This window comes from Algoriphagus vanfongensis DSM 17529 (assembly GCF_000429465.1).
GTDB classification, from domain to species: domain Bacteria; phylum Bacteroidota; class Bacteroidia; order Cytophagales; family Cyclobacteriaceae; genus Algoriphagus; species Algoriphagus vanfongensis.
This window is the reverse complement of sequence record NZ_AUBX01000015.1, coordinates 402369-426798: the sequence shown is the minus strand read 5'-3', so window position 1 is coordinate 426798 and position 24430 is coordinate 402369. Positions and strand designations below refer to the sequence as shown.

Here is a 24430-nt window from a genome sequence, read left to right as displayed (position 1 = left end):
AAGATTAAAGGTTGACATTTAGACCAACCGTAAAGGTTCTAGCCGGAGTGTAGGTGTTAGAAGTAGTACCATTGAAAGTACCAGACACATACATTCCTTTTCTAGCTGAAATCCAGCCTAGGTTTTCACCCGCTACATAAACTGTAGCACCTGCCACACTGATTCTTTCCAACAAAGTCTTAGGCAAAGTATAGCTTAGGTTAACTGACCTGAAGTTCAAATATGACCCGTCAATCAACCATCTGTCTGAAGAAGCATTAGTCTGAGCTGATCCAGTCACGTCCATTTTTGGTACGTCTGTGATCTGACCAGGAGTAGTCCATCTGTTCATAGCATCTACATGTAGTGCATTTCCGTCAGGATCTGCATTCATCAAAGATGCATATACTCCGTCATACACTTGTCCACCTACTGAGTAGGAAAGCAATACATTCAAAGTCAAGCCTTTGTAAGAGAAAGTATTAGCCAAACCACCAAAGAAGTCAGGAATAGAAGAACCTGCAAAGTGATATTTTGCGTTGTTCTGCTGAGTAGTTACAGTATCCTGACCGATGATTTTGGTATTTACATCATCTTCGCTGTAAGTTTCAGCTCTATAAAGACCTTCACCAGTTTCTGGATCTACACCATACCAGTCTCTCAACCAGTAGTCATAGATAGATCTTCCTACTACCAATTTCTTAGTACCGTTGATTTGCTCATCGAATGGAAGCTCTTTGAATTCGTTTTTGAATGTAGAGATGTTGAAGTTTGCAGACCACTTGAAATCACCAGATTTGATAATATCACCTTGGATGCTGAATTCAATCCCTGAGTTTGCTAAAGTACCGATGTTTTGCAATCTGTCAGAAAGACCAGTAGTCAAAGACAATGGAACTTCAAACAACAAGTTTTGAGATTCTCTCTGGAAGTATTCCAAAGTACCTGTAAACCTTCTTGCGAAAGCAAAGTCCAACCCTAGATCAAAGGTATTATTGGATTCCCAAAGCAAGTCTTCAGCAGCCAAAGATGCTTGAAGGATTCCTGGCTCAGAAGCATTGTTGTATCCGAGATCATAAAGTGCTTGCCAAGGATAGTATCCTCCAATCGCATCGTTACCTACTTCACCATAAGAAGCTCTCAATTTCAACATATCGAAGAATTGAGAATCGAAGAAGTTTTCTTTGTCAATATTCCAAGCACCACCGATAGAGAAGAAGCTTCCCCATCTTACATCTCTGTAGAATTTAGAAGAACCGTCAGTTCTGAAAGATCCAGAGATAGAGTATTTGTCATCAAATACATAATTTACTCTACTCAAGTAAGACTCAATTCTATGTCTGTCTACTCGTCCATTGGCAGAACTGATCGTCACAAAGTTGTCTGGCTCGATATTACCATCCAAGATCTGATCTTGCTTCGCCAAATATTGGTAGTTGTATTTGTAGTCGTAATTCTCATGACCTACCAAAACTTCAACAAAGTGCTTCTCATTGAAAGTATTTGTATAAGTCAATAATTGGTTGAATGTCATTGAGTTTGTTCTTGCATTAGTACGGTTGGTACGGCCAGCAGGAGCTCCATCACCTACGATCGGGTTGTCATACCCAATATCCAAAAGAGAAGTCACATCCGTGGAGATGTTAGTTCTCAAAGCAAAGTGCTGCAAGAATGTCACCTCAGCGTAAGCTCTCGCAGAAATCACATCTCTGTCCACTCTGTCTACGTTCAACAAAGCTTCCTGATAAGCATGACGTCCCGGAGAACCTCCAGTACCTCTTCTTGGCAAACCATAGTTAATCAAATCCCCTGTATCGAAGATTTTACCACCAAACTCATCCAAGATATATCCACCTGTCATATTGTTTTGAGCATATACAGGATAGATAGGTCCCATGCTTCTAGCAAAGAACATTGGGTTTACATAAGAAGTACTTCCGCCAGTTCTAGCATTGTTACCTTCACTCATGGTAGCAGAAAGGTTGACACCAGTCTTAAACCATTTCACTGGATTGGTATTGACATTCAATCGACCAGTCCATCTTTGGAAATCAGAATTTACTACGAAACCTTTCTCGTCCAAATAGCCTACTGAAGTATAGAAATCTGTATTCTCAGTACCGCCAGAGTAGGTCATGTTGTATTCTTGACGACCTCCTTTGTCTGCTACGTAGTCGAACCAATCCAAATCAGTAAAATTATTGACTGCATTCGGGTTCAAGGTACCGTCAGCACCTACAACCTGATCATTTGGAAGGTCATATACATTGTATCCCAATACATTGTCAATCAAGTTTGAAGATGCATAGGCTGCAGCTTCAGCTTGAGTAGCTCCAGAGCCTAGTTGAGAATTTCTCAACGATTCCCACACCAATGGATAGTATTGAGCAGCGTTTACGCGATCATATTCTGGAAGAGCCCTGGAAGCAGTACCAGTCTGAACTCTAAAGTTGAAGTTAGACTTGTTCTTCTTTCCTTTTTTGGTGGTAATCATTACCACACCATTTGCGGCTCTAGACCCATACAAGGCAGCAGATGCAGCATCTTTCAAGATAGTCATATCCTCGATGTCATCTGGATTCAAGTTAGAAATAGCTGCATCATAAGGAACTCCATCGACCACATATAGTGGATCACTAGAGGAGTTTACAGAACCAATACCACGAATTCGGATGTCCGGAGTGGATCCTGGCTGACCAGATGCTGAAGTAGTGATGACACCAGGAGATTGTCCTTCGATAGCATTAACTACGTTGTTGATCGGTCTGTTTGCGATTTGATCACCTTTCAAGGCAACAGCAGAACCTGTAAAGTTTCCTTTGTCTGCAGTACCATAGGCTGTCACAATCACTTCATCCAAATTTTGAGAGTCAAGCTCCATAGATATATTGATAACGGATCTGTTACCAATCACCTCTTCCACACTTGAATAGCCGATGTAGCTAAATACAAGCGTCGTTGCATTTTCAGGAACTGAAAGTGAATAGTTACCGTCCAAATCGGTCACTACCCCAATTGTAGTTCCTTTCACCAGAACATTCACCCCAATCAGGCCTTCTGGCTCATCAGGTGAAGTCACCCTACCGGTGATCGTTTTGCTTTGTGCCAATACTGATGCAGAGACCAGAAGTGTTAACACAAAACCCAGTAAAACTTTCTTCATAGGTTAGAATTTTGTAGATGATTTATTTTTCAATCCACTAAGGAAGTGTGAATAAACAAAACGAACAAGCTTAGTATTCTTTTGATATTAAGTATATTTTAGAATTATATTCCGTTAAAATTAATAATTGCTTTCTTTTATACTGTTTAAAAATGTTCGGGGAGGGCAATTCACGTTGAAATTTCAGATTTCAATCCATTCTCAGTTGAAAATTCTGACTTTAACATTTTTTCACTAGTTTTATTCGTTTTCTTAGAATACTTCAATAAAAATAATTATATGAGATTTCACATATCACACATATAATATTCTGTATCATCTCATAATCGACCAATAATTCGAAAATATATTCTACGTGTGTCCGATATCAAAAAAGTGTCCGCAGAATTTATAATTAACATTTTTTTAAAGTTCCGAATTAAATTCTTGTGAAGATTTTTACTATTTAGAAGTATTTTTTATGTTGCTAGGTCAAAAATTGATGCACATTCTCATTTTTTTCCAATTTCCATAGATTTAAGAGGCTTCCAGACACCTTCATTTTTTTGAAGTAGCCAAAGGTCTTTCACCAGAAAGTTTGCATGGTAATCGTAGCTCTTCACCCGGTCATAAATGCTATCAAAGTCTGCCTTTTTTATGTCCTGAAATGCCACAGTCATATGCGGATGATAATTGGAGTCACTCAGCTCTATTGGGAGATGAAATTCTCTTTTCAGATGAGCAACTAATTTTTTCTGGATTTCAGTGAAATCGCCCGGCACAATGACCTGCAGAAAAATCACCTTTCTTCTAAAATGATCCACAGCCTTCAAAGTCACTTCAAAAGCAGGAGAATTCTCCATCAAAACTTCAACTGATCTCCTCAAAAGGTCCACTTTCTTTTCCTCTAAGACAAAGGGCATTTTGAGAGTGATATGAGGAGGAGATTTCAGTGCATACTTGACTCCAAACTCCTCTCTCAATTCTTTTTTCAGCTCGTGCACTTGCTTTAGAATTTCCTGAGGAGGCAAAATCGCAACAAAATATTTCTGAAGGCTTTTCATCTCATTTAATTACCTTGGGTAATACACCAAGGGCAAAAACAAAAAAACTGTTTAAATAACTCAATCAAAATTCTAAATTAAAGGCTGTAATAAAATAAAGCGCATGAAGATTTTTTCTAAAGTAATGATCGGTCTGGATTTGACAGAAATGGACGAAATTCTGATCGAAAAAACAATCGTATTCCTCAAATTCTGGGGCGTAGAAAAATGCTATTTCGTTCACGTAGCAAAAAGTCTCGCCATTCCTGATGAAATATTAAAAGAATATCCAGACCTCTTGGCTGCCGGCGACGAGTCTGTCGAAGCCATCATGATGAATAAAATCAAAGACAAGGCATTCCCGGACACCATAGAGGTAGAAGTATTTGCTGAGGAAGGAGATCACCCCTTAGACACTGTATTGCGCTGGGCCAAAATCAAAGATGTCGATCTCATCGTGATGGGAAGAAAGGAAACCCTAGAAGGAAGTGGCTCTTTGGCCAATGGTGTCGCCAAAAAAGCTCCGTGCTCCGTCATGCTTTTACAAGAAAAAAGGCCTGCTGGACTCCCTAAGAAAATCATGGTCCCGACCGATTTTTCCAATCATAACCATATGATCTATGATTTTGGAGAGCGCATCGCCGAGCAGTTACAAGCCAAGCTAGTGCCCGTCCACGTCTATCAAGTACCACATGGCTACTCCAAAACTGGGAAATCATTTGAGGAATTTGCGGAAATCATGAAAGAAAATGCCCGAAAGGATTTTCAGACATTTGTGGCAAAACACAACCACCCAGAGCTCACCTGCGAATTTATCCTGGATGAGGGTGGAGATATCGGAGAGCTACTGGTCAAAGAAGCTCTCAAGTTAGACGTGGATATGTTTATCATGGGCTCTAGAGGTAGGACAAAATCCGCTGCCATACTATTGGGTAGTACAGCCGAGAAGCTGATCAAGTCAAACAATGTCCTGCCGATGTTGATATTTAAAAAGAAAGGCGAAACAATGGGCTTTTTTGACGCTCTATTTCGCATCTAATCCTTTCTTTGGAGATACATACAAATTTGATCCCCCTTGCCCTCTTGGTTATACCGGAGGGCTTTTTGTTTGAACTCCAAAATTTGCAGGTCAGAAAATCTCTCTCGATGGCGAAGATCCAGAGGCAAACCAGCTTCATAAAGTTCTGTCCCCCAAAACTGAAACTCTGTGGAGTCAAACTCCACCTCTTCCACCTCAAACCCACATTTCCCTGCCAAATGCTTTAAGCCGCTGACACTGGGTATTCCTAGATGTCTAGGAGCATCTAGCTGAACCCATAGCTCTCTTTTGTCCTTCCACACCTGCGCATCAGCGACAGGTAGACGCAATAGAAGCCTTCCTTTGGGATTCAATTTGTCATAGCATGTTATCAGCTCTTGTTCGGGATCTACCAAGTGCTCAAATGCATGATGGTACATGATCAAATCGAATTTCTCCTGACTGGATGCCAAATCTGTACTTTTTAGCTCAATTCCATCTGCGATTGAGACACCCGCTGGTAAAAAGGGATCAAATCCCACCAATTTTTTAAAACCACCGGCATGCATTTCATACAGCAACTGTCCATTCCCACAGCCTACATCTGCTATGGAAGCATCCAGCTTTGTGCAAACCTTCTGCAACCAATAGCCATAAACTTCTGGCGCAAACTTGGACAGTTTGAGTTTCAGAAAAAGCGTCAACCTGATTTTTTTAAGCAAACTGGCCAAAGAGCCGGATCGAACAAGAGGTACAAAAGAATAATACTGAGAACCTGAATAATAAGAACTCAAATTATCCGGAACATCTTTGATTTGAATAGATCCACAAGACGAACATTCTAAATAGAGAAACTCCTCTCCTGAAGCAAACATCCTCTCTTGAGCCGAAAATTCCACGAGCTCACTACTACCACAGAATTTGCAAACCAAACTCACTACACAAAAACATTAAAAACTTGAGATTTCTGCCGAAAAACTAAATGGACCATTATTAAAATAGCACTACGATAATTGTATTTTTAAAAGGAATTCGAATTTCAGTTGTCGAAATTACGTAAACATTCCACAAGCATTCTTACTTTTGCCGGTAATTTTGTTTGAAAAAGCCCTAAAGGCCTAATATGATTTCCATTTCAGATCTGTTTGCATCATCCGACAATTCCAATTCGCTGGGTGCAAAATTTAGAAAAAAACGTTTAGCAATTTTTGAATCTTTATTTTTTGAAAATTACAAATCTGATAGGCCAATTAAAATCTTGGACGTAGGTGGTACTGATTACTTTTGGAATGACAGTTCCTTACCCAAACTGCCCAATGTCCAAATCACCTTGCTCAATCTGGCGGAACTTGAAGTGCATAGTCAGGGTCTAATCGGGAAAACAGGGGACGGCACCAATATGAAAGAGTTTGCGGACAATGAATTTGATTTGGTTTTTTCCAACTCCGTCATTGAGCATTTGTACACTTGGGAAAATCAGGTAAAGATGGCTCAGGAAATCCAACGGGTCGGTAAAAAATACTATGTCCAGACTCCTAATAAGTATTTCCCTATCGAGGCGCACTACGCATTGCCATTTGCCCAGAATATGCCTAAATCTCTGCTTTTCACCATCCTGACCAAAACCAGACTCAGTAGACTTCAAAAATGGGATCCGGCTTACGCTCAGCAATATCTGGACGAAATACGGCTTCTCGATGAGCAAGAAATGAAAACCCTATTTCCGGACTGTCATATCTACCGCGAAAAATGGGCAGGCCTGACAAAGTCCATTACTGCCCACAACCTATAATTTCAGATTAATCTTCTGCAAACTGCAACTTGACCAAATTGGAGTAAAATCCATCCTCTTGGTTAAGCAACTCCTGGTGGTTGCCTTGCTCGACTACTTTGCCATCGCTCAACACATAGATCCGATCTACCTTGCGGATAGTCGCCAGCCTGTGAGCGATGATGATGGTGGTTCTTCCCTTCATCAATTCGGTCAGAGCTTCCTGTACAAGATGCTCGGATTCCGCGTCTAAGGACGAAGTAGCCTCATCCAAAATCAAGATAGAAGGGTCTTTCAATATAGCTCTTGCTATTGCCACTCGCTGTCTTTGACCACCGGAAAGCTTGACTCCTCGCTCTCCGACTGTAGTATCCAATCCCTCTGGAAACTGCGAAATAAATTGCCATGCATTTGCCTTTTTGGCAGCTAGGATGATTTCTTCTTCAGTAGCTTCAGGCTTGGCATAGGCGATATTTTCTCGGATACTTCCACCAAAAAGCAACACTTCTTGAGGTACCATACCGACATGAGAGCGGAGCCTTTCCAGATCCCAGTCAGCCAGCTTTTGCCCATCTACTCTGACCTGTCCTTTTTGCACGTCATAGAACTTCAAAAGCAACTGGATAATGGTAGACTTCCCTGCGCCTGAATGTCCGGCCAGCGCCACTTTTTCACCAGGGTTGACATAAAAAGAAAGTTGCTTGAGCACCTCCACTTCCGGACGGGTAGGGTAGTGAAAACCAACCTGGTCAAATTCTATTTTCCCTTCCAATGTCTGGGCATCGTAGCCCGCACTTTTTTCCAAAGGCTCATCCAAAATCTCCAAAACACGCTCTGAGCTTCCTATTGCCTTTTGCACCTGACTGTAGATATCACCAAGCCCTGCGATGGACCCACCAATAAATGTCGTGTAGAGTACAAACGACACCAAGTCTCCAATACTCATAGCGCCAGAGGCCACTAGACTCGCACCGTACCACATGACAGCTACAATACCACCGAAAAGTGCAAAGATGATGAATGAAATAAATGCCCCACGATACTTGGCCGTTTTCAATGCAATAGAAACGACTCTGTTCAAACCCGCAGCATAACGATCCGATTCAAATCGCTCCCCTACAAAAGATTTCACTGTACTGATAGATTGAAGCGTCTCTTCGACAATCACATTGGCTGAGGCTAGCTCATCTTGAGTTTTCTTGGATAAGTTTCTGATAAACTTCCCAAAGAACATCGCAATCACAACCAACACAGGAAATGTACCCAACATAAACAGGGTCAGCTTCGGAGTGGTCACAAATAAAAATATAATCCCGGCTATCAAGGTGATCACTTGTCTAAATAGCTCTGCTAGAGTAACAGAAAAAGTATCCTGAAGTAAGCTTACATCAGATGTAATTCTGGAGATCAACTCCCCGGTCCTCCGCTGATCAAAGAATGTCATCGGCAAGCGTAGCATCCGGCTGTATAGGCCTTGCCTGATATCCCTCATAGATCGCTCCGAAACCAAGGCAAATGTCCAAACTCTAAAAAAGGAAAAGATACTCTGCACCGCCAAAATGCCTATCAGTATCAGGGCGATACTATTAATGTCTGACACAAACCAATCTTTACCCTGAGCAGTATCAATCAGCTTGCCGGCAACATACGGGAATGTCAATAGAGTCAATGAGGACAGAAGCAAAAAAACCAATCCCAAGAAAAAGATCCACTTATAGGGCATGAGAAATTGAAATATCCCTCCCAGTTTTTGGAAACTCTGCTTATTTAGTTTCCGCTTTTCATGTTCTTCGAGACCAGTTCCTCTTTTCTTCGCCATTTTATTTCTTACTTCAATCTGCAAAAGTAGACCTTTTGTAGAAAAGTAGCCCAAAAATCAAAGAAGAATACGTCCCTCTACGAAATAGAATAGCCCTTTCAAAGCCATCAATCTCTCCCAAATTTCATCTGAACTGAAGCGGTCAATAACTCTATCCGGACATCTAATCAATGGCACTGGATACTGAGATAGCTTTCAGCTAGTTTTCTTAAAAAAAGCCATGTTTGGATTGATCGTCATTTTATTGGGAATCTTTGTAGGTTTTAGAGGCTACAAAAGAATAGACCGGCTCCGCAAATACGAATTTGAGCACACCACAGACGGGGGCGTGGTCCAGTTTGAAAGCTATGAAAATTCCAAAAAGCATGAATCTGGAAAAGCTATCGGAAAAATAATCATCTATGCCGGCATCCTTATTTTTTGGATTGGGTTTTTCATGCTACTCCTGTGAGGAAAGAATGGGCAAAAAACTACGATTTGCCCAGTTGTGCATCTACTAGCTCCCTTTTCAGCTTTCGCTCTCTTTCTAGGGTGTTTTTACGATGAAGATCAAATTCTTCCTGTACTTCTCCCAAATCTTTCTGAGCTTTTTTGATTTTCTTGAAACTGCGAAAATACTGGAAAGAAAAGAATCCTAAGGCTCCTGCCAAAGCTGCCACCAAAAGCCACATAAACGAGGAATAGACCGACTTATGGATCCCTATTCCAAAAATGCTAAAGTTGTCTTTTTCGGCAATCGCCTCTTCTTTGGCTGTCTCCGATTGCTGCAAAACTTGGTTTAAAGAGTATATGGAGTCGTTTTTACTTCCAATCTGAGTTTTGAGACCGAGGACTTCCGCTCTCATCGTCTGCATAGAATCCAGAATATTGGACTTCAGCTTATCCAAATTGGTCCTTTTGACGACCTTGTATTCCTGATAATTATTGGAAGCATTGTAGATGTAATCAAACTGCGAATCGATAGTTCCTTCACTCAATGAACCACTGGAATCGCTGGACTCTTGTGCCTTACTGCTAGCTACGCTGATTAGGAAAATACCGAACAATAAGCCAAGGGTAATTTTTCTCATGATTGGGGAGTTTTGTTACTTTTTGGGTGAAGCTGCTGAGGATCAAGAAGTGTGCCTCAGCCCCCAAAAATAGCCTGTTTTTTTGTTTTTAGCCGAGACAAGACCACTCTTAGCTCATGAACCATTGATTTTCAGCTTTTTATCTGTAAATTATACATCCACTAATCTATTTTTTAATGAGACTTAGGACTCTCAAGGTTTGGCTTTTTTTGCTTCCAATCATAGGTTTCATTGGAGTGGTTCTTTTCGTCCAGTCCAATAAAAACATCACAGAGCTTGAAAATCAGCACCTGCGCAGTGTAGAGGCAATCCGCAATGATATCCTGCTTGCTCTCCCTGATTACTATTCGAGAATCGAGGGTTATTTTCTCCGAGAAGCATATGCCCTGAGCGAAAATCAGGAATGGGGAAAGAATTCCAAGCGGATATCGGACTTATTGGCTTCCTTTCAGCCACAGATCGACAGTATACGTCTGGTCGCAAAAAAAGACAAGTACTCAATCCATTGGGCACTACAAGGATCTGTACTTACTGTCAAAAACCTGGAATTGAACATAGATCAGGAAGCAATTGACAGAATCGATATTACCAGGCTTCGTGAAAAATTTGATCTTAATTATCTACCAAAGCCTAAGGCTATTCTGGTGGATTTCCGAGTGGAGCTCAGCGAACTCCTGAGAAAGCAAGAGAACAACCAAGTATTTGAAGACTTCTTCCTGACTGATGAGGCAGGACGGGTGGTTTTCCCCTCGTCAGCGCTAGGCCAGCAAATTCACCAACCCGAGGTCCTAGTCACTGATAGCTTAGACCGTGTGAGAACAGGAGTCTACTATGAAGAGATTGATTATTCAGGCACTCAAAGTAGGTTTTATGTAGCCCCCATGCCTTTGGGCGAGCTTCAGCTTTTTGCCGTAGGAGTGATTCCTCAAAGCCGATTTCTCAAAGTAGGCTTAAGACTTGACTTCGCCCTCCTCAGTACACTGATTTTTATGTTGATCATACTGGTAGCATCTGTACCGATTTTAGGCATACTCAATCTCAGTAAGGGAGACAATCTCACGCAGGCAAAGGTGCTTCAGGTAGGTGTCTCTCTGTTGGGCCTGACGATGATATTGGGCTTTGCCATTTCATTCTTCAAAAATCAACCACAGCCAGTTGCAGCATCAAGTTCGGACCGATTAGAGATTCGTGATGCGCTACAAAAGACTCTCTCATCCTATGATCATATCTTGACTGTGTGGCAACTAGATCCTTTGCTGTGTCTTCCTGGGCCTCCACTCAATGAGTTGATTCTTTTTGATCCAATATACAAAGGCAAAGCTGAACGCATTTTTTTTCAATCTCCTAGGCTAAATCTTCGGTTTCCAGACGGAAACTCTCCCATAGATCTAAGCACAAGGGCCTATTACGATTTTTTTGAAGTAGACTCCAACCTCCAAAACAACAAGAAGTTTCTGAACTCTCACTATAGCAGAGGATCTGGCAAGCTGGAGTCAGTTATCTCAAAGCCCAATTCTCAAAAACAGATTGCTGCTGTTACGTTTGAGCTGGAATCTCCAAGACATCTCAGCCTACTCCATCGCTATCTCTTGATGAAAGAGGACGGCTCTATCCTGTACAAAAGTGAAAAAATCATCTCTCCCATATCAAATCTCAAAGAAGGAGTCAGTGAAGAGTCGTGGGTAGAAATCCACTCTCTCATCCAATCCAACGACAGCTTGAAACAAATGTCTGAAATCGAAGTGCCGCTCTACCTCAATGGAAATCATTATACGGGGGTGCTCTCCAAAATCCCTGTCACCGGATTTGACCAGAATATGTGGATGCTATTTCTGGTCAATCACAATGTCAGCCACGTCTTTTCGTCTTTAACGTCTTTGGAAGCAGTCTGCCTTTTGATGATCTATTTTCTATTTGTGCTGCTCAACCTTATCCTCCAAAAGTTTTCAAGAGACTTGGTTTCTGATTATGGGTTCAATCTTTTCTTCTTTGACTGGCTAAAACCCAACCAGGAAAACCGAGGAAAGTTAAAATATCTCAGCATCTGTTATTTGATTTATAGTCTTCTGGTGTTGGTGATTTACAAAAATTGTCAGCTCAATCACCTGCAATGGCTTGCTCTGATGATTTTTTCCTCATCTCTGATAGCATTTACCAACTTGACACTTTCTATCCCCTCAAAAAAACCATCCAGTAGTCCACTAAAGTGGATTTCTTCCAAAGCCTACCCAAGCATTTTACTCAGTTTATTGTTCGGGATTGCATGTATTTGGGGTCTCCAACTCCCACCATTTCCCATTTTTATTTTACTTTTTGCTGCTGTATTGATTGTATCTTTTTGGCCACTGATAGAGCGGAAAAACTTCCAGTTTTCGTTTCTAATGCCCTCTAAAGTAATCTTGCCTTCTTTTCTTACCGTTTGGTTTCTGGTAATAGGGCTCATTCCGGGATATCTCATCCAGTCCAAAACACAGCTATTCGAACACCAAATCTGGAAAGAATCCCAAATCGATACCTCAACAGAACCAAACAGACGAGCTAGAGAATTTGAGCAAGCGAGAAGGAGTCTGATGGTTCAATTGACCGATCCATTTGATCAAAAAATCCAAAATTTCATTGCCCCAAATCAACAGACTTTCCAACAAGCTTGGCTAGGTACCTCTCAAAATCTAACAGCAAACTCAGGATTGATCTATATATTCTTGATTTTGGCTTTGATGGGAGCACTGATGTATTATCTCCAAAGGATCATATTCTTTTCTTTTGAGCGAAAGTATGAAGATTCCTTTGACAGTGCAGAGCGACAACTTTTCATTTGCAGCATAGATTCTACGCATCTAGAAGAGATTATCGAGAAGGTATTCTCTGATCAGCCTGAGGAATTTGCCACCATAGATTTCTTAGTCGAATCACTTGGCTGGGAGTTTCAGCTCGATGAAACCAAAGACGTATACATCCTCAAAAATTTTCATTGTCTTGACACACCGACTCAGATTATCCCTATTTTGGAACGACTTCATGAGATGGACAAAAAGATCTGGATCTGCTCAGGGAAGCAATGGTGGGATATTTTTACTCGAATAGATAATCCAGCCGACAGAATGCGTTTTTCGGAGAGCTTCTCAGACTATAATTTCAAATCCTTGCCCATTCGACACGATTCTTTAAGTATAGAGTCTGAGGAAAGCAAGGCTGACTCACTCTTGAAGCAATTGAGACTAAGAAAAGCATTTTATGCCAATATGTGGTCCGAGATGTCTTTCGAGGAAAAGATCGTGACAGCAGCATTTGCCAAAGAAGGCTTTTTCAACCTCCATAGAAAAGAAATTCTTATTGGTCTAGCTCAAAAAGGTATTTTGATTCCCAAAATCTCTTCTTCCGGCAAATCCAAAGACGTCTATAAAGAGTGGCAGCTATTTAGTCCCGTATTTAGAAAATATATATTGGATCACAGCACTGAAGAGGAAAAAGCAGCCTTTAAGGCCTATGAGAGAAAGAACGGAAATGCTAATTCCATCCAGATCTCTTTGATCAGCTTTGTATTGATTTGTTTTGCCTTGATCGGCATTTTTGACAAAAACTTTTTCTCCGAAGCCTACACCTATCTCACCGGTTCATTAGGAATTATGGGAAGCCTGTATGCCTTAATTGATCGCGGAATTGGTAGCTTTAAATTTGGGAAAAATTCCTCTACTACATGAGACTAATTGGACTGGCTCTTGCCATATTTTTATCAGGAATCTGCTACGGTCAGCAATCCAGCCTCAATGAATTTGAAAAAGGAATAGAAGCATATAACCAGGGAGACTATGAGACTGCCTACCTATTGATTGATACGTGGCTCAGAGATCACCCCCGAGATCCAGAAGGCTATTATTATTTAGGCTTGATTTACGAGCAGTTTGATGGCACCAGTGATTTACTAGCGTTGGAAAACTATCAAAAAGCAATCAGTTTGGACCCAGCAAAAGCTGATGTGTATCTGAGCCGAGGAAGATTATACCTGAAGCTAAAACGGTTTGAACAGGCCGAGGAGGATTTCCTCACTTTTAGAAGTATCCCCAAAGGCGAAACCACACAAGTGATTTACAGGATTGGTTCTGCTGACCAAGGCGTATCTCAAATATTCACAGCCCAAACTTCAAATCCATCTCAGATTCTCTATCACCTTGCTTTGGCCAAAATAGGTCTGGAAGATTATTCAGCTGCAAGTGTATACTTGGATTCCGTGATCTACTTCAATCCTGAGGAAGCGGATTTCTGGGCTGAAAAAGGTCATGTAGAGATGCTGTCCGGCTCTGAGGACAAAGCTCTTGAATCCCTCCGCCAAGCTGTCACTTACAATCCTGATCATTTTTTGGCACGGCAGCGGATCAAAATCCTAGAAAATGGAAACGATGTAGATCAACTAGAAGAATTGACGCTAGCCATCGCAAAGGATCCAGAAGATCCGCAGCCATGGAAAATCCGTGGATATGTTAAGTTTATGCAGGGTGACTTTGAGGGTTCCATCGAGGATTATACAGAAGCGATCAATTTATATCCAGAGGATGAAGAGGGATGGTTTTACCGAGCAAAGTCCTATGCAAAACAGAAAAATTGGCAAGCGGCAGAATCCGATTTTGAGGAAGTTCTTTTTCTAATCGAGCAGGATCCTGAAGCTTTGCTTGGCAGGGGACAGGCACGATATTACCAAAATGAGCTGGAGGCCGCCTTGGCAGATTTTGTAGAATTGATCGCCATTGACCCTTCCAATCCCTCTGCATTTTACCATCGGGCTATCACCCTACATCGACTAGAGCGAAAAGCAGAAGCCTGCTCCGATATGAATACCGCTGTAGAATTGGGCATGACAGGAATCGACGAGATCCAGCAAAAGATCTGCAACGGAGATTAGAGTTCTGTCACAGTATTGACTCGTGATGCGATATACGCTGGTCTCCAGGAAGCCAAAAGTGTAATGGATATGACCGAAATACTGATCCAGATAAAATCTGTCCAAACTACTTTAACAGGATATGCATCGACGACCGCAGAGGAAATACCCAAAGATACCAAACCAAAATATTGCTGTGCCAGGCAGATCAAATAACCCAATACCAGTCCAACCAATGCTCCTGATAGTGCTATCAAAGCCCCTTGCTTCAAAAATATTCGCTGGATAAGCTTGTCTGGAGCTCCCATAGCTTTGAGAACTGCGATATCTTTTTTCTTTTCTATCGCCAACATGCTGAGTGAAAAGAAAATATTAAAAGAAGCGATCGCCAATATAAAAGTCAGAGTAAGGAAGACAAACAACTTCTCGAGCTTGACTGTTCGGAGCAATCCCGCGTGCTGTTCATCTGTGTTTTTCACCGTGAATGACTCTCCCAAATGTGCTTTCAAAGCTTTCTGGACTGACCCTACTGTGTAGCCTTCTGCTACCTTGACTTCCAGTGAGGTTCGCTTATTCCCATAGTTCAACAAGTCCCTGGTAAAATTCAAAGGGGCTATGACATATTCATCATCAAACTGTCGATCAACTGAAAAAAAAGCGACCGGCTCCAAAACTGCTGAGGCGTACAATTGACTAGGGTCTAGAGTAGCAGCACTTCTGGGAGCTTTCGGATAGAAAACTTTGAGAGGAACATTGACATCTTTGAGATTGACAGAGAGAAAAAAACCAACTCCTCTCCCCAATATGGCAGCGGGCCTCAGATCTGTACCCAACGTAGTATCTCCCCAGTAATAGCCTTGCTGGAAGCGATTTTGTTCCAAAAAATTGTCAGACACTCCTTTGATGGTACCTACCTGCTGATTGCCATTGTAGTCAAGCAGGGCATTATCCTCTATCACTTCTGTCAAAATCTCCACCCCTTCGATAGCCCTGATTTGACCTAGCCAACTGTCATCTACCTCAAAACTTTTGCCGACGCTCGCTTCTATTTTGAGTTCGGCATCGAAGCTGGCAAATAACCCACGAATCAAATCTTCCAGCCCATTGAATACAGACATGACGATCACCAATGCCATCGTGCCCACCGCTACTCCTACCATGGAGATCGTGGACAAGACAGTAATGAAATTTCGCTTTTTCTTGCTCCGGAAGTACCGAGCTGCTATGAAGTAACTGAGATTCAAGGCCGGAAATTAATCTTCTTCTTCTTCCTCTTCTGGAGCGGGAGGAATATTCAGTCCGGAGATCACTTTATCCATGTGCTGCGCATAGGAAGCTGATTCGTCAGGAAAAAACGCCAACTCGGGAATAATCCTAACCGATTTGCCGATTCGTTTGCTTAGATAAAGACGGATTTCCTTTTTGTGCTCATCGATGATTTCCAAAGTCGCCGCTGGATCAGCCAGCAGAAAACTCAAATATGTTTTGGCGACGCTCAGATCTGGACTGACCATCACTCTGGTGACAGTGACCATCGCCTTTCCGATCAGATGACGAGCTTCTTTTTGAAATATTTCTCCCAGTTCCTTTTGGAGCAATTTGGCGTGTTTTTGTTGTCTTTTACTTTCCATATAAAGTATTTGTGGTACAAATTTAGCGAAATACTTGGGCAAGCTTTAATTTCGGGCTTCACCTTATCAAATACCCAGACCTTGTTTCAATTTTTCAAAGTAAACGATCCTTTCCGAATCATCGGGATTTTCCTGTTTTTGGTCATCTGGACGATCGTCTATTTGATGTTTTCGGGCTTTCCCCTGACCGCCACTCAGCTCAACTGGATCTTGCTGGGCGAAAGGCTTGGGGATGGTTTTTTCCTTTATCAGCACATCATCGACGATACGGGACCTCTTTCTGCCGGGTTTTACTTTATGCTCGATTTCCTTTTCGGACGAAATCCCCTTGCCCTGGAACTAGTCGGGCGATTGCTGATCCTCTTTCAGGTGATATTTTGGAATTTTACCATGATCAAATATCGGGTTTTTGATGAAAACACCTACCTGCCCGGTATCATCATGATGGCCTTGTTTCATATCAGTTTTGATCTGCTCAGCATCTCACCTGCTTTATTGGGAAGCACCTTCCTTATGCTGGCATTGGCACAGCTTTTCTCCCAGACTATGCTCCAGAAAGACAGCAGTGAGTCTACTTTGCTGATCGGAATCTACGGGGGAATAGCCACAGGCTTTCATCCGATTTATTGTTTGTTTTTGCCCTTCATGCTCTTCGGAGGCATAGCCATTAGCGGTTTTACTTTCAGGCAGCTGCTTCTATCTCTCACGGGATATTTCCTGCCTTTGCTATTGATTTCGATCTTTTATTACTGGAATAATGGCCTTGACGAAGCTTTTCAAATTTGGCCTTTGATCTTTTTCTCAGAGAAATATTACTACCAATCATTCCTCACTTGGACAATAGTGGGAGCATTTCCTTTGTTACTTGCCGTGATCGGTTTTTTCTACAGCTCGGTTTTTCGAGGGGCCACAATCAATCAGCAGAAGCAAAGGCAACTCATGATCGTCTGGAATATCATCGCTTTTGTGGGAGTGGTGGTCTCTAAAAGACAGGCGGCTTTTCAACTAGTCATTTTGATGCCAGGGCTGAGCTATTTGATTACCCAGTTTTTCCTCAGCATTCGAAAGCGTCTCATCACTCAATCCGCCTTCTATTTGTTGGTTTTTGTACTACCTATTTTCAGTTGGTGGTGGATGCAACAAGAGATCCAAGAAGAAAACAAATACTTTGTGCATCCTTCAAATGAACCTGAGCTTCAAGGCAAAGGAATGATGATTTTGGGGGATGATTTGAGTCCCTACACGCAGGGAAGATTTGAAGGTCCTTTTTTAAATTTTCACCTGAGCAAGCTGGTTTTGGAAAAAGAAAGGACACTTGCTCAGCGAGCCAAGCTTTTCCAGATGATACAGAGCCAAAGACCAGAATTGATTCTGGATCAAGAGGGTGAGTTTGCCAAGTTGCTCATCGACTACCCGGAGCTACTGAGAGAATACGAGCTAAAATCCGCAGGTAGGTACTGGAGGAAGTAAGACTACAACAACTTGTAAAACAGGTCATTAAATCGTAAATTCGAGAAAATTCTATATTTTTTTTCGAGTTTTTATGGATACAGTACAGTCTATTTTAGAGCGCTTTTCAAACTGTGAAAAAGAATTGCTATATAATATTGCTACTAGTCGAAACAGCAATCATTCCAAAAAATTACGATTATTTGAACTTTACCTAAATAATCCTGAAAACCCAGACTCTTTCTATTCACAAAAAATCTATGGTAACGAAGAAACCAGTGCTTTCGCTCAATTAAAAAAGAGGTTGAAAGAGGAAATTGAAGAGGTGATGGTATTGATCAAGCCTACTAAAACCAATTTTAAGCAATCCCAAAGAATCCTATGCACAGAACTCTTACTAAAAGGACAATTAGTCTTGATCCGGGGGCTATCTGCAGAGGGAAGCAAACTCTTAGAAAAGTGTCTTAAACTATCCGTCGAAAATCAATTTTATGATATCGTTCTGACTATTTTTTCTATTGCCCAAGAGTATGGACTCAGTGAGGTACTATCATCCAAAGATCTCCCCCACATTGAAAAGGCAATTACAGATCATTTGGACATCCTTATCCAACAAATAAATGAGCAGCCATCCCAAGATCAGAAACCAGAGAAGCACGAAATTATATCCAAGCTTCTCTCTCAAGTACAATGTCACAAAGATCAATGGGCTCTTTTAGGTGAATTGCAAAAAACAATTGAAGAAAAAGACCTGACGAAAGGTATGCAGCTTATTCAAGGAAAGAAATCCTTGCTCCTTTTGAAGGAAAAAGACAGTCAAGCCTGTTGGAAGCTACTCGTATACAAGATAAAGCTCCTAATCCTACGAGAAGAATACCAGCAAGCTGCTTTCATCTGTCGGGAACAGTCAACAAGTATTGATACAAATGCTCCCATTGAATATCACAAGCTCCATTTTCTAAGTCTCTACTACCATCAACAATGGGAAGAAGCAATTCAACTAATTCACGAAAAACTTTTGCAACTTTTCCCTGATGAAAAATATGTCTGGACATATTATGAAGCTCTCACAAGATTAAGAATGAAACAGTTTAAGAGTTCAATCAAACTTTTTCATTCTTGCATTGCTGGCCTGAAAAATATACCTGAATACTATCTAGGAGCAAAATTGTATGAGATTATCGCTCTTTTGGAACAGCAAGATCAAGATTGGGTGGAGTTTAAAATCGAAAACTTTAGAAAGCTTTTGGGGCGATGGCGATATAAATCAAACCAGCGAATAAAAGTTGCATTCGAAGCAATTGTCTCTATTTATAGCTGCTCTAGGGACAAATATACCGATTGCGTCCAGAATGAAACCAAAAAACTAAGCGCCCTTCGAGAAAGTCATGATTGGTGTCCTTTTGGATATGAATTACTTCGATTAGACAAGTGGATTTCTGAAGGTCATTAATTAGTTGAGACAAATTTAACCTTCCAGACACAAAAAAGACCTATCGAGAATTTGATGAGTTAAGTTGTCATATTAAAAAAATAATTTTTCTCATAAGATTCTGTAATTGAGAATGATAAGATTGGATCAATGTAAAAATTCGCATCAATAACATATTTTTTTTCCTTCAGATAGAGTTAAGCCTTAAGTAACTTATAGCCAAATAGTTCAGCTTTTTCATTTTGACTTTTAGGCTTATGCTTCATTCAGTGTTAGAATTTTTGACCCAAGAGATCAATGGGTTTATCAAATTAAAAGTAGGTGATCCCTCACAAGACCGTATTTATTTATCCGGAGTAACCAATGAAACAGGGATTGCAATTCCTGACCAATCACTGGGGCTTTCACTTATTAATATTGAGGAAGAAAGGACCGCAAAGGAGCAGCAAAGCAAATTCATCAATTCCGTAGGCAAAGTCGAAAAGAGAAACCCAGAAATCCTCTTAAATCTCTATGTTTTGATCACGGCCAATTTTCAAAACAAGGCCCAATTGAATGATACAGATGATTATGTCGAGGGTCTCAAGCAATTGAGCTATGCCATTGCATTTTTTCAAAGCAAAAATGTCTTTACCCCAGAAAATAGTCCGGCAATGGCTGGCTATGATCCCAACTTAAAAAAGATCGTGGTAGAGCTTTACAGTTACTCATTCGAACAGCTTTACAACTTCTGGTCAGTGGTCGGAGCTAAATACCTACCAAGTGTTCTTTACAAAATCAAAACTATCCAGATTCAGGAAAATGCCATTCAGGAAAGTGGAGATCCAATCGAACAAATTTTTCTCAATTCACTCCATAAGTCATGAATATCATTTATTCCCGATTATTTGAATTGAGCATTTTGCATGATTATTTCCAAGATGGATTTGCAAAAGGAATTCATTTGGCTCCAACTGAAGAAACACAATGGCATTTATCCAAAGGAAGAATGATTTCGAGGGAAACGCCAATTGGTTTGGTTGTCCTATATAAGGCTGAAGATGATCTCACCACCCCTTTGGTACCCTTGACATCTCCAATAAATTTCTATTTTTTCATCCATCTCCAAAGCGGTCCTAATTTCTTTGGAATAACAGATTTATCTGAAGGGTCCAGAAAATTAAAAAATCAAGAAATTGTATCGTTTAGCAATGATCCTTCTTCTGCATCCAATGACTCAGCTAGTCCTGAAACTATATCATTATCAATTTGGGACGGGATTATAGCAAAACATACAAGCCAAAGGGTCACTTTAAATCCAACTCCAAGCAAAGTGATTTTAAGGGTCTTGGACCCGGTAGGGAATTCTATTCCATCTGGATTGGATGCAAATGGAAACCCCTTGCCTCTGGACTTTGAGTTAACCCCCGATGATCAGGATGATTTTTCTTTTGAAATAAACCTCTCCGGAAAATCAGAGGGTAATTACACTTTCCTGTTGAGGGATGAAGGTGATACGACTGACCTTTGGAAGAAAGAGTACTTTTTAACTGAAAACGTATTTGGGCCTCGGGCTTTGGGAGTTGTCAAAATCAGCTATGCTTCGGCACCAAACCACCTATATGGCGCCAAAGAATTCTATGCTTTAGACTTCAAAAGAAAATCTACCAAATGGCTTTATTATATCGTCAGTCAGTCTAACAAGGTAGACGTATCATCTGCTCAGCTGGCTATTTCGGACAAGAGCGCCCCTGTAACTCCACCTTATGCTCTTTATGCTTTTGATCAAATAGGTGCTGCTCCCAATACAGACATTAAAATAAACGATTCGGATACGGTCTTATTCAAATCACAAGACCCTATTCCATTTTTTGAAGTACCAAAAATAAAATTGGAACTCAGCCGGAAACCGGGAAACAAAGTTCTCATTTCCAACATGCCCAATCCTTCATCCAGCAATATTCGAAAGGTAGATCTAGGTGAAGAAATTTCAGAAATCTATGTATACATCTAATCCAATAAATCATGGCAGAATATAAAACCCCCGGGGTGTACATTCAGGAGATATCCACCCTTCCAGCATCCATCGTACCGGTAGCTACTGCCATCCCGGCATTTGTAGGGTATACTCGGAGCAGAATCCGAAATGGAGCCACATTTGGAATTAATATTCCTACTAGAGTCACATCATACTTGGAATACCTCCAGATTTTTGGAGAATCTTTTCATGAATTATATACTGTTGCTATTACTGATGGCCCGGTCATTTCAATTACTGATCCTGCAGAATTTTCACAGTACTTGATGACATATCAAGTTTACCTCTATTTCTCAAATGGTGGAGGTCCTTGTTGGATTATTTCAGTTGGTGATTTTGTAACTACACCAACTGGAGATGATATAGATGTCGCAGATTTATTGGCAGGACTGAGCGTGTTGGAGGAAGAAGATGAACCAACTTTGTTGGTAGTTCCTGAAGCAGTTCATTTATCAGACATCAACAGAAAAAGCCTCCACGATCAGATGCTTGCTCAATGTGCAAAACTTCAGGATCGCTTTGCAATTTTTGATGCTCTCCATTATGATGGAAATACAGTAGTAGAAGATGGAGAGGATTTCCGAGCCGAAGTTGGAAGTTCCAATTTGAAATATGGTGCGTCCTATTATCCGGGAATGAAATCTATTTTGTATAGAAATTTTAATGAAAATTCCCTTACTATTCAAGATAACCGAGGTGGGGTTGGTGCTGGTCCACTTCAGGGAATCCCTTTAGCTCAAGTAAACACAGGACAAGATTTTGCTTTTGCCACCATTAGAATTACCACAAATGCGAATGTTGCTGGAGACTCTTTTACCATTGGGGCGAATACTTTTACAGAAGGAGTAGAATTTGCATTAGCTGCTGGTCCAGCAACTACAGCTGATGCACTCTATGTGGCTATAAATACCGCTGCGGACCCTTTATATACTGCTCAAAGAGATGGGGATACCATTACATTGACAGCAACAGCTCCAGCAGATGGAGGCACAACGATTCCTTTAACTTACAATGATAATGGAGATGTAGGGGCCGTCATTTCTGGAACAGGCACTTTCTCATGGATTGCTCCAGACAAAACACTTTATTATGACATCCTTGCCATTTTACAAGGCAAACTATTAGAGCTTTATCCTTCTGCTTCTGTTGCAGGAGTATATGCAAGAGTTGACTCCCAAAGAGGTATTTGGAAAGCTCCAGCCAACGTAGATGTAAGGTCAATTATTCGTCCTTCAATCCCTATCAGTAATGAAGAACAAGGAGGACTAAATATTGACGCCACCTCTGGTAAATCCATCAATGTAATTCGCTTTTTCTCTGGAAAAGGAAATCTGGTATGGGGCGCAAGAACCTTGGCTGGCAATGACAATGAATGGAGATATGTGCCCGTAAGAAGGCTATACATTTTTGTAGAAGAATCAGTCAAAAAAGCGACTGAGTTTGTAGTCTTCGAACCCAATGATGCCAATACTTGGCTGAGGGTAAAAACTATGATTGAAAACTTCCTTTCTAACCTCTGGAGAGATGGAGCTCTTGCCGGAGCTAAACCAGAACAGGCATTTTTTGTCAAAGTTGGCTTGGGTCAGACCATGACAGCTCTTGACATTTTGGAAGGAAGAATGAATGTAGAAATCGGACTGGCGGCAGTAAGACCGGCGGAATTTATCATCCTGAAATTCTCTCATAAGCTTCAGGAATCCTAATCAGTTTCGACAACCAAAAAACTTTTAATAATGGCCAATTACTCAACTCCTGGAGTTTATATAGAAGAAATCTCCACTCTCCCCGCATCCATAGCAGCGGTAGAGACAGCCATCCCGGCATTTATAGGTCATACTGACCTTGCCACCAAAAATGGTGAGCTACTCCGCGGTGTTCCTACTAGAATCACATCTATGTTGGAATATGAATCAATTTTCGGAACAGCTAATACAGAGTCCATCGCCGTATCCATCTCAGATACATACACAGGATCTGACGGTCAGCCTGCAACTCTTGCATCAAGAACGATCTCGGTAACTCCACCAACCCAAAGTGCATATAAAATGTACTATGCACTCAGGTTGTTTTTTGACAATGGAGGCGGTCCATGCTATATCATTTCTGTCAATGATTTCACCGCGCCGCCAACCGTGGGCGCCAGTACAACAATCAACACATTATTATGGGGATTGGCTGCCGTAGAAAAAGTTGACGAGCCAACAATGCTTTTGTTCCCAGATGATCTTACGATGGCAAATGCAAAAACCGTCTATGAGGCAGCACTGGCACAATGCGCAAAGCTTCAAGACCGGTTTACCGTCATGGATGTCAAAGAAAACACCACTGATCCTTTTGCAGATGCAGGGAATTTTAGAAATAATGGAATAGGATCTGGAAATCTCAAATATGGTGCAGCCTACTATCCGGACCTAAAAACTGCAATCCCCTTAGGATATGCTTCCAGCTCTGTAACCATAAGTCAATCTGATAATTATATCGGTACTGGAACACCAGCTCCAGCAATAGTAAATGCAGCAAATGGGTCCAATTTGGACGCCCTTGAAACAGCTGATCCAAGTCTTTTCAGATCTCTCACTGCTGAACTCGCCAAACTATACGCCAAAGCTTCTCCATCGGGAGCAGTTGCGGGAGTTTATGCAAGAGTTGACAGCCAGCGTGGAGTTTGGAAAGCACCTGCAAATGTAGATATCAGATCAATAATTGGTCCTGCAGTCAAAGTAACCCATGAGCAACAAGCGAGCTTAAACATTGACGCTTCTTCAGGAAAATCTATCAATGCCATTCGGTCCTTTACAGGTAAAGGAACCCTGATTTGGGGTGCGAGAACCCTAGCTGGGAACGACAATGAATGGAGATATGTACCGGTTAGAAGACTTTTCATTTTCGTCGAGGAATCAGTCAAAAAAGCAACAGAATTTGTCGTGTTTGAACCCAATGATGCCAACACCTGGCTCAGGGTAAAAACAATGATTGAGAATTTCCTCTCAAAACTTTGGAGAGATGGCGCATTAGCTGGTGCAAAACCAGAGCAGGCCTTTTTTGTAAAAGTGGGACTGGGAGTCACCATGACCGCCCAAGACATTTTAGAAGGCAGAATGAATGTAGAAATAGGAATGGCGGCTGTTCGTCCAGCGGAATTTATCATTCTTAAATTCTCTCATAAACTCCAAGAATCTTAAC

Annotated in this window: 18 protein-coding genes; 11 read left to right on the top strand and 7 right to left on the bottom strand. The window is 41.2% G+C overall.

The features are described 5' to 3' along the window. Window positions 1-4: 4 nt before the first annotated feature. Complete coding sequence (locus tag G460_RS0115200) at window positions 5-3142, bottom strand: SusC/RagA family TonB-linked outer membrane protein (RefSeq protein ID WP_026956170.1); 3138 nt, start codon at window positions 3140-3142, stop codon at window positions 5-7. 491 nt (window positions 3143-3633) lie between these two features. Next, window positions 3634-4185, bottom strand: coding sequence for a 2'-5' RNA ligase family protein (locus G460_RS0115195; protein WP_026956169.1), 552 nt, complete (start codon window positions 4183-4185; stop codon window positions 3634-3636). Window positions 4186-4288: 103 nt separating this feature from the next. Between G460_RS0115195 and G460_RS0115190 the strand changes: the two genes are divergently transcribed. Further along, entirely contained in the window at window positions 4289-5203 is a 915-nt protein-coding gene (locus G460_RS0115190; RefSeq protein WP_026956168.1) for a universal stress protein, read from the top strand. Here G460_RS0115190 and G460_RS0115185 read toward each other — a convergent pair. After that, the gene (locus G460_RS0115185) at window positions 5200-6081 is read right to left on the bottom strand and encodes a class I SAM-dependent methyltransferase (RefSeq protein ID WP_169817519.1); all 882 of its coding nucleotides are present in this window, start codon (window positions 6079-6081) and stop codon (window positions 5200-5202) included. The genes G460_RS0115190 and G460_RS0115185 overlap by 4 nt on opposite strands. A gap of 359 nt (window positions 6082-6440) precedes the next feature. On the opposite strand from G460_RS0115185, the gene G460_RS0115180 reads away from it, so the two are divergent. Beyond that, window positions 6441-6974, top strand: coding sequence for a methyltransferase domain-containing protein (locus G460_RS0115180; protein ID WP_342667612.1), 534 nt, complete (start codon window positions 6441-6443; stop codon window positions 6972-6974). A 7-nt stretch (window positions 6975-6981) separates the two neighbouring features. On the opposite strand, the gene G460_RS0115175 is transcribed toward G460_RS0115180, so the two are convergent. Continuing rightward, window positions 6982-8772, bottom strand: coding sequence for an ABC transporter ATP-binding protein (locus G460_RS0115175; protein WP_026956165.1), 1791 nt, complete (start codon window positions 8770-8772; stop codon window positions 6982-6984). 220 nt (window positions 8773-8992) lie between these two features. Here G460_RS0115175 and G460_RS0115170 point away from each other — a divergent pair, with 220 nt between their 5' ends. Continuing rightward, window positions 8993-9223, top strand: a complete 231-nt coding sequence (locus G460_RS0115170; protein ID WP_026956164.1) for a hypothetical protein — start codon at window positions 8993-8995, stop codon at window positions 9221-9223. 19 nt (window positions 9224-9242) lie between these two features. Here the strand turns inward: G460_RS0115170 and G460_RS0115165 are convergent, their stop codons facing one another. Next, entirely contained in the window at window positions 9243-9842 is a 600-nt protein-coding gene (locus G460_RS0115165) for a hypothetical protein (RefSeq protein ID WP_026956163.1), read from the bottom strand. Between the two features lie 176 nt (window positions 9843-10018). On the opposite strand from G460_RS0115165, the gene G460_RS0115160 reads away from it, so the two are divergent. Together G460_RS0115160 and G460_RS0115155 are read left to right on the top strand one after the other, a co-directional pair. Further along, window positions 10019-13543 (top strand): hypothetical protein, encoded by a 3525-nt coding sequence (locus tag G460_RS0115160; protein ID WP_026956162.1) that lies wholly within the window; start codon window positions 10019-10021, stop codon window positions 13541-13543. Then, a complete protein-coding gene (locus tag G460_RS0115155) occupies window positions 13540-14739 on the top strand; it encodes a tetratricopeptide repeat protein (RefSeq protein WP_026956161.1) in 1200 nt (399 codons plus the stop codon). The genes G460_RS0115160 and G460_RS0115155 overlap by 4 nt, the downstream gene beginning before the upstream one ends. On the opposite strand, the gene G460_RS0115150 is transcribed toward G460_RS0115155, so the two are convergent. Beyond that, a complete protein-coding gene (locus G460_RS0115150; protein ID WP_026956160.1) occupies window positions 14736-15962 on the bottom strand; it encodes an FtsX-like permease family protein in 1227 nt (408 codons plus the stop codon). The genes G460_RS0115155 and G460_RS0115150 overlap by 4 nt on opposite strands. Before the next feature lie 9 nt (window positions 15963-15971). Continuing rightward, complete coding sequence (rbfA, locus tag G460_RS0115145) at window positions 15972-16349, bottom strand: 30S ribosome-binding factor RbfA (RefSeq protein WP_026956159.1); 378 nt, start codon at window positions 16347-16349, stop codon at window positions 15972-15974. A gap of 81 nt (window positions 16350-16430) precedes the next feature. On the opposite strand from rbfA, the gene G460_RS0115140 reads away from it, so the two are divergent. The 6 genes from G460_RS0115140 (at window position 16431) to G460_RS0115115 (ending at window position 24429) form a co-directional block, all read left to right on the top strand. Then, window positions 16431-17819, top strand: a complete 1389-nt coding sequence (locus G460_RS0115140; RefSeq protein WP_026956158.1) for a hypothetical protein — start codon at window positions 16431-16433, stop codon at window positions 17817-17819. Window positions 17820-17892: 73 nt separating this feature from the next. Then, entirely contained in the window at window positions 17893-19251 is a 1359-nt protein-coding gene (locus tag G460_RS0115135) for a tetratricopeptide repeat protein (RefSeq protein WP_026956157.1), read from the top strand. Window positions 19252-19487: 236 nt separating this feature from the next. Next, entirely contained in the window at window positions 19488-20096 is a 609-nt protein-coding gene (locus G460_RS0115130; protein ID WP_026956156.1) for a Pvc16 family protein, read from the top strand. Then, entirely contained in the window at window positions 20093-21223 is a 1131-nt protein-coding gene (locus tag G460_RS0115125) for a hypothetical protein (RefSeq protein WP_026956155.1), read from the top strand. Before G460_RS0115130 ends, G460_RS0115125 begins: the two co-directional genes overlap by 4 nt. Window positions 21224-21234: 11 nt before the next feature. Then, window positions 21235-22950: a phage tail sheath family protein gene (locus G460_RS23075; protein ID WP_026956154.1), complete on the top strand. Its 1716-nt coding sequence runs from the start codon at window positions 21235-21237 to the stop codon at window positions 22948-22950. Between the two features lie 30 nt (window positions 22951-22980). Continuing rightward, window positions 22981-24429 carry a phage tail sheath family protein gene (locus G460_RS0115115; protein ID WP_026956153.1) on the top strand — a complete coding sequence of 483 codons (1449 nt, stop codon included), beginning with the start codon at window positions 22981-22983 and terminating at the stop codon, window positions 24427-24429. Window position 24430 lies beyond the last annotated feature (1 nt).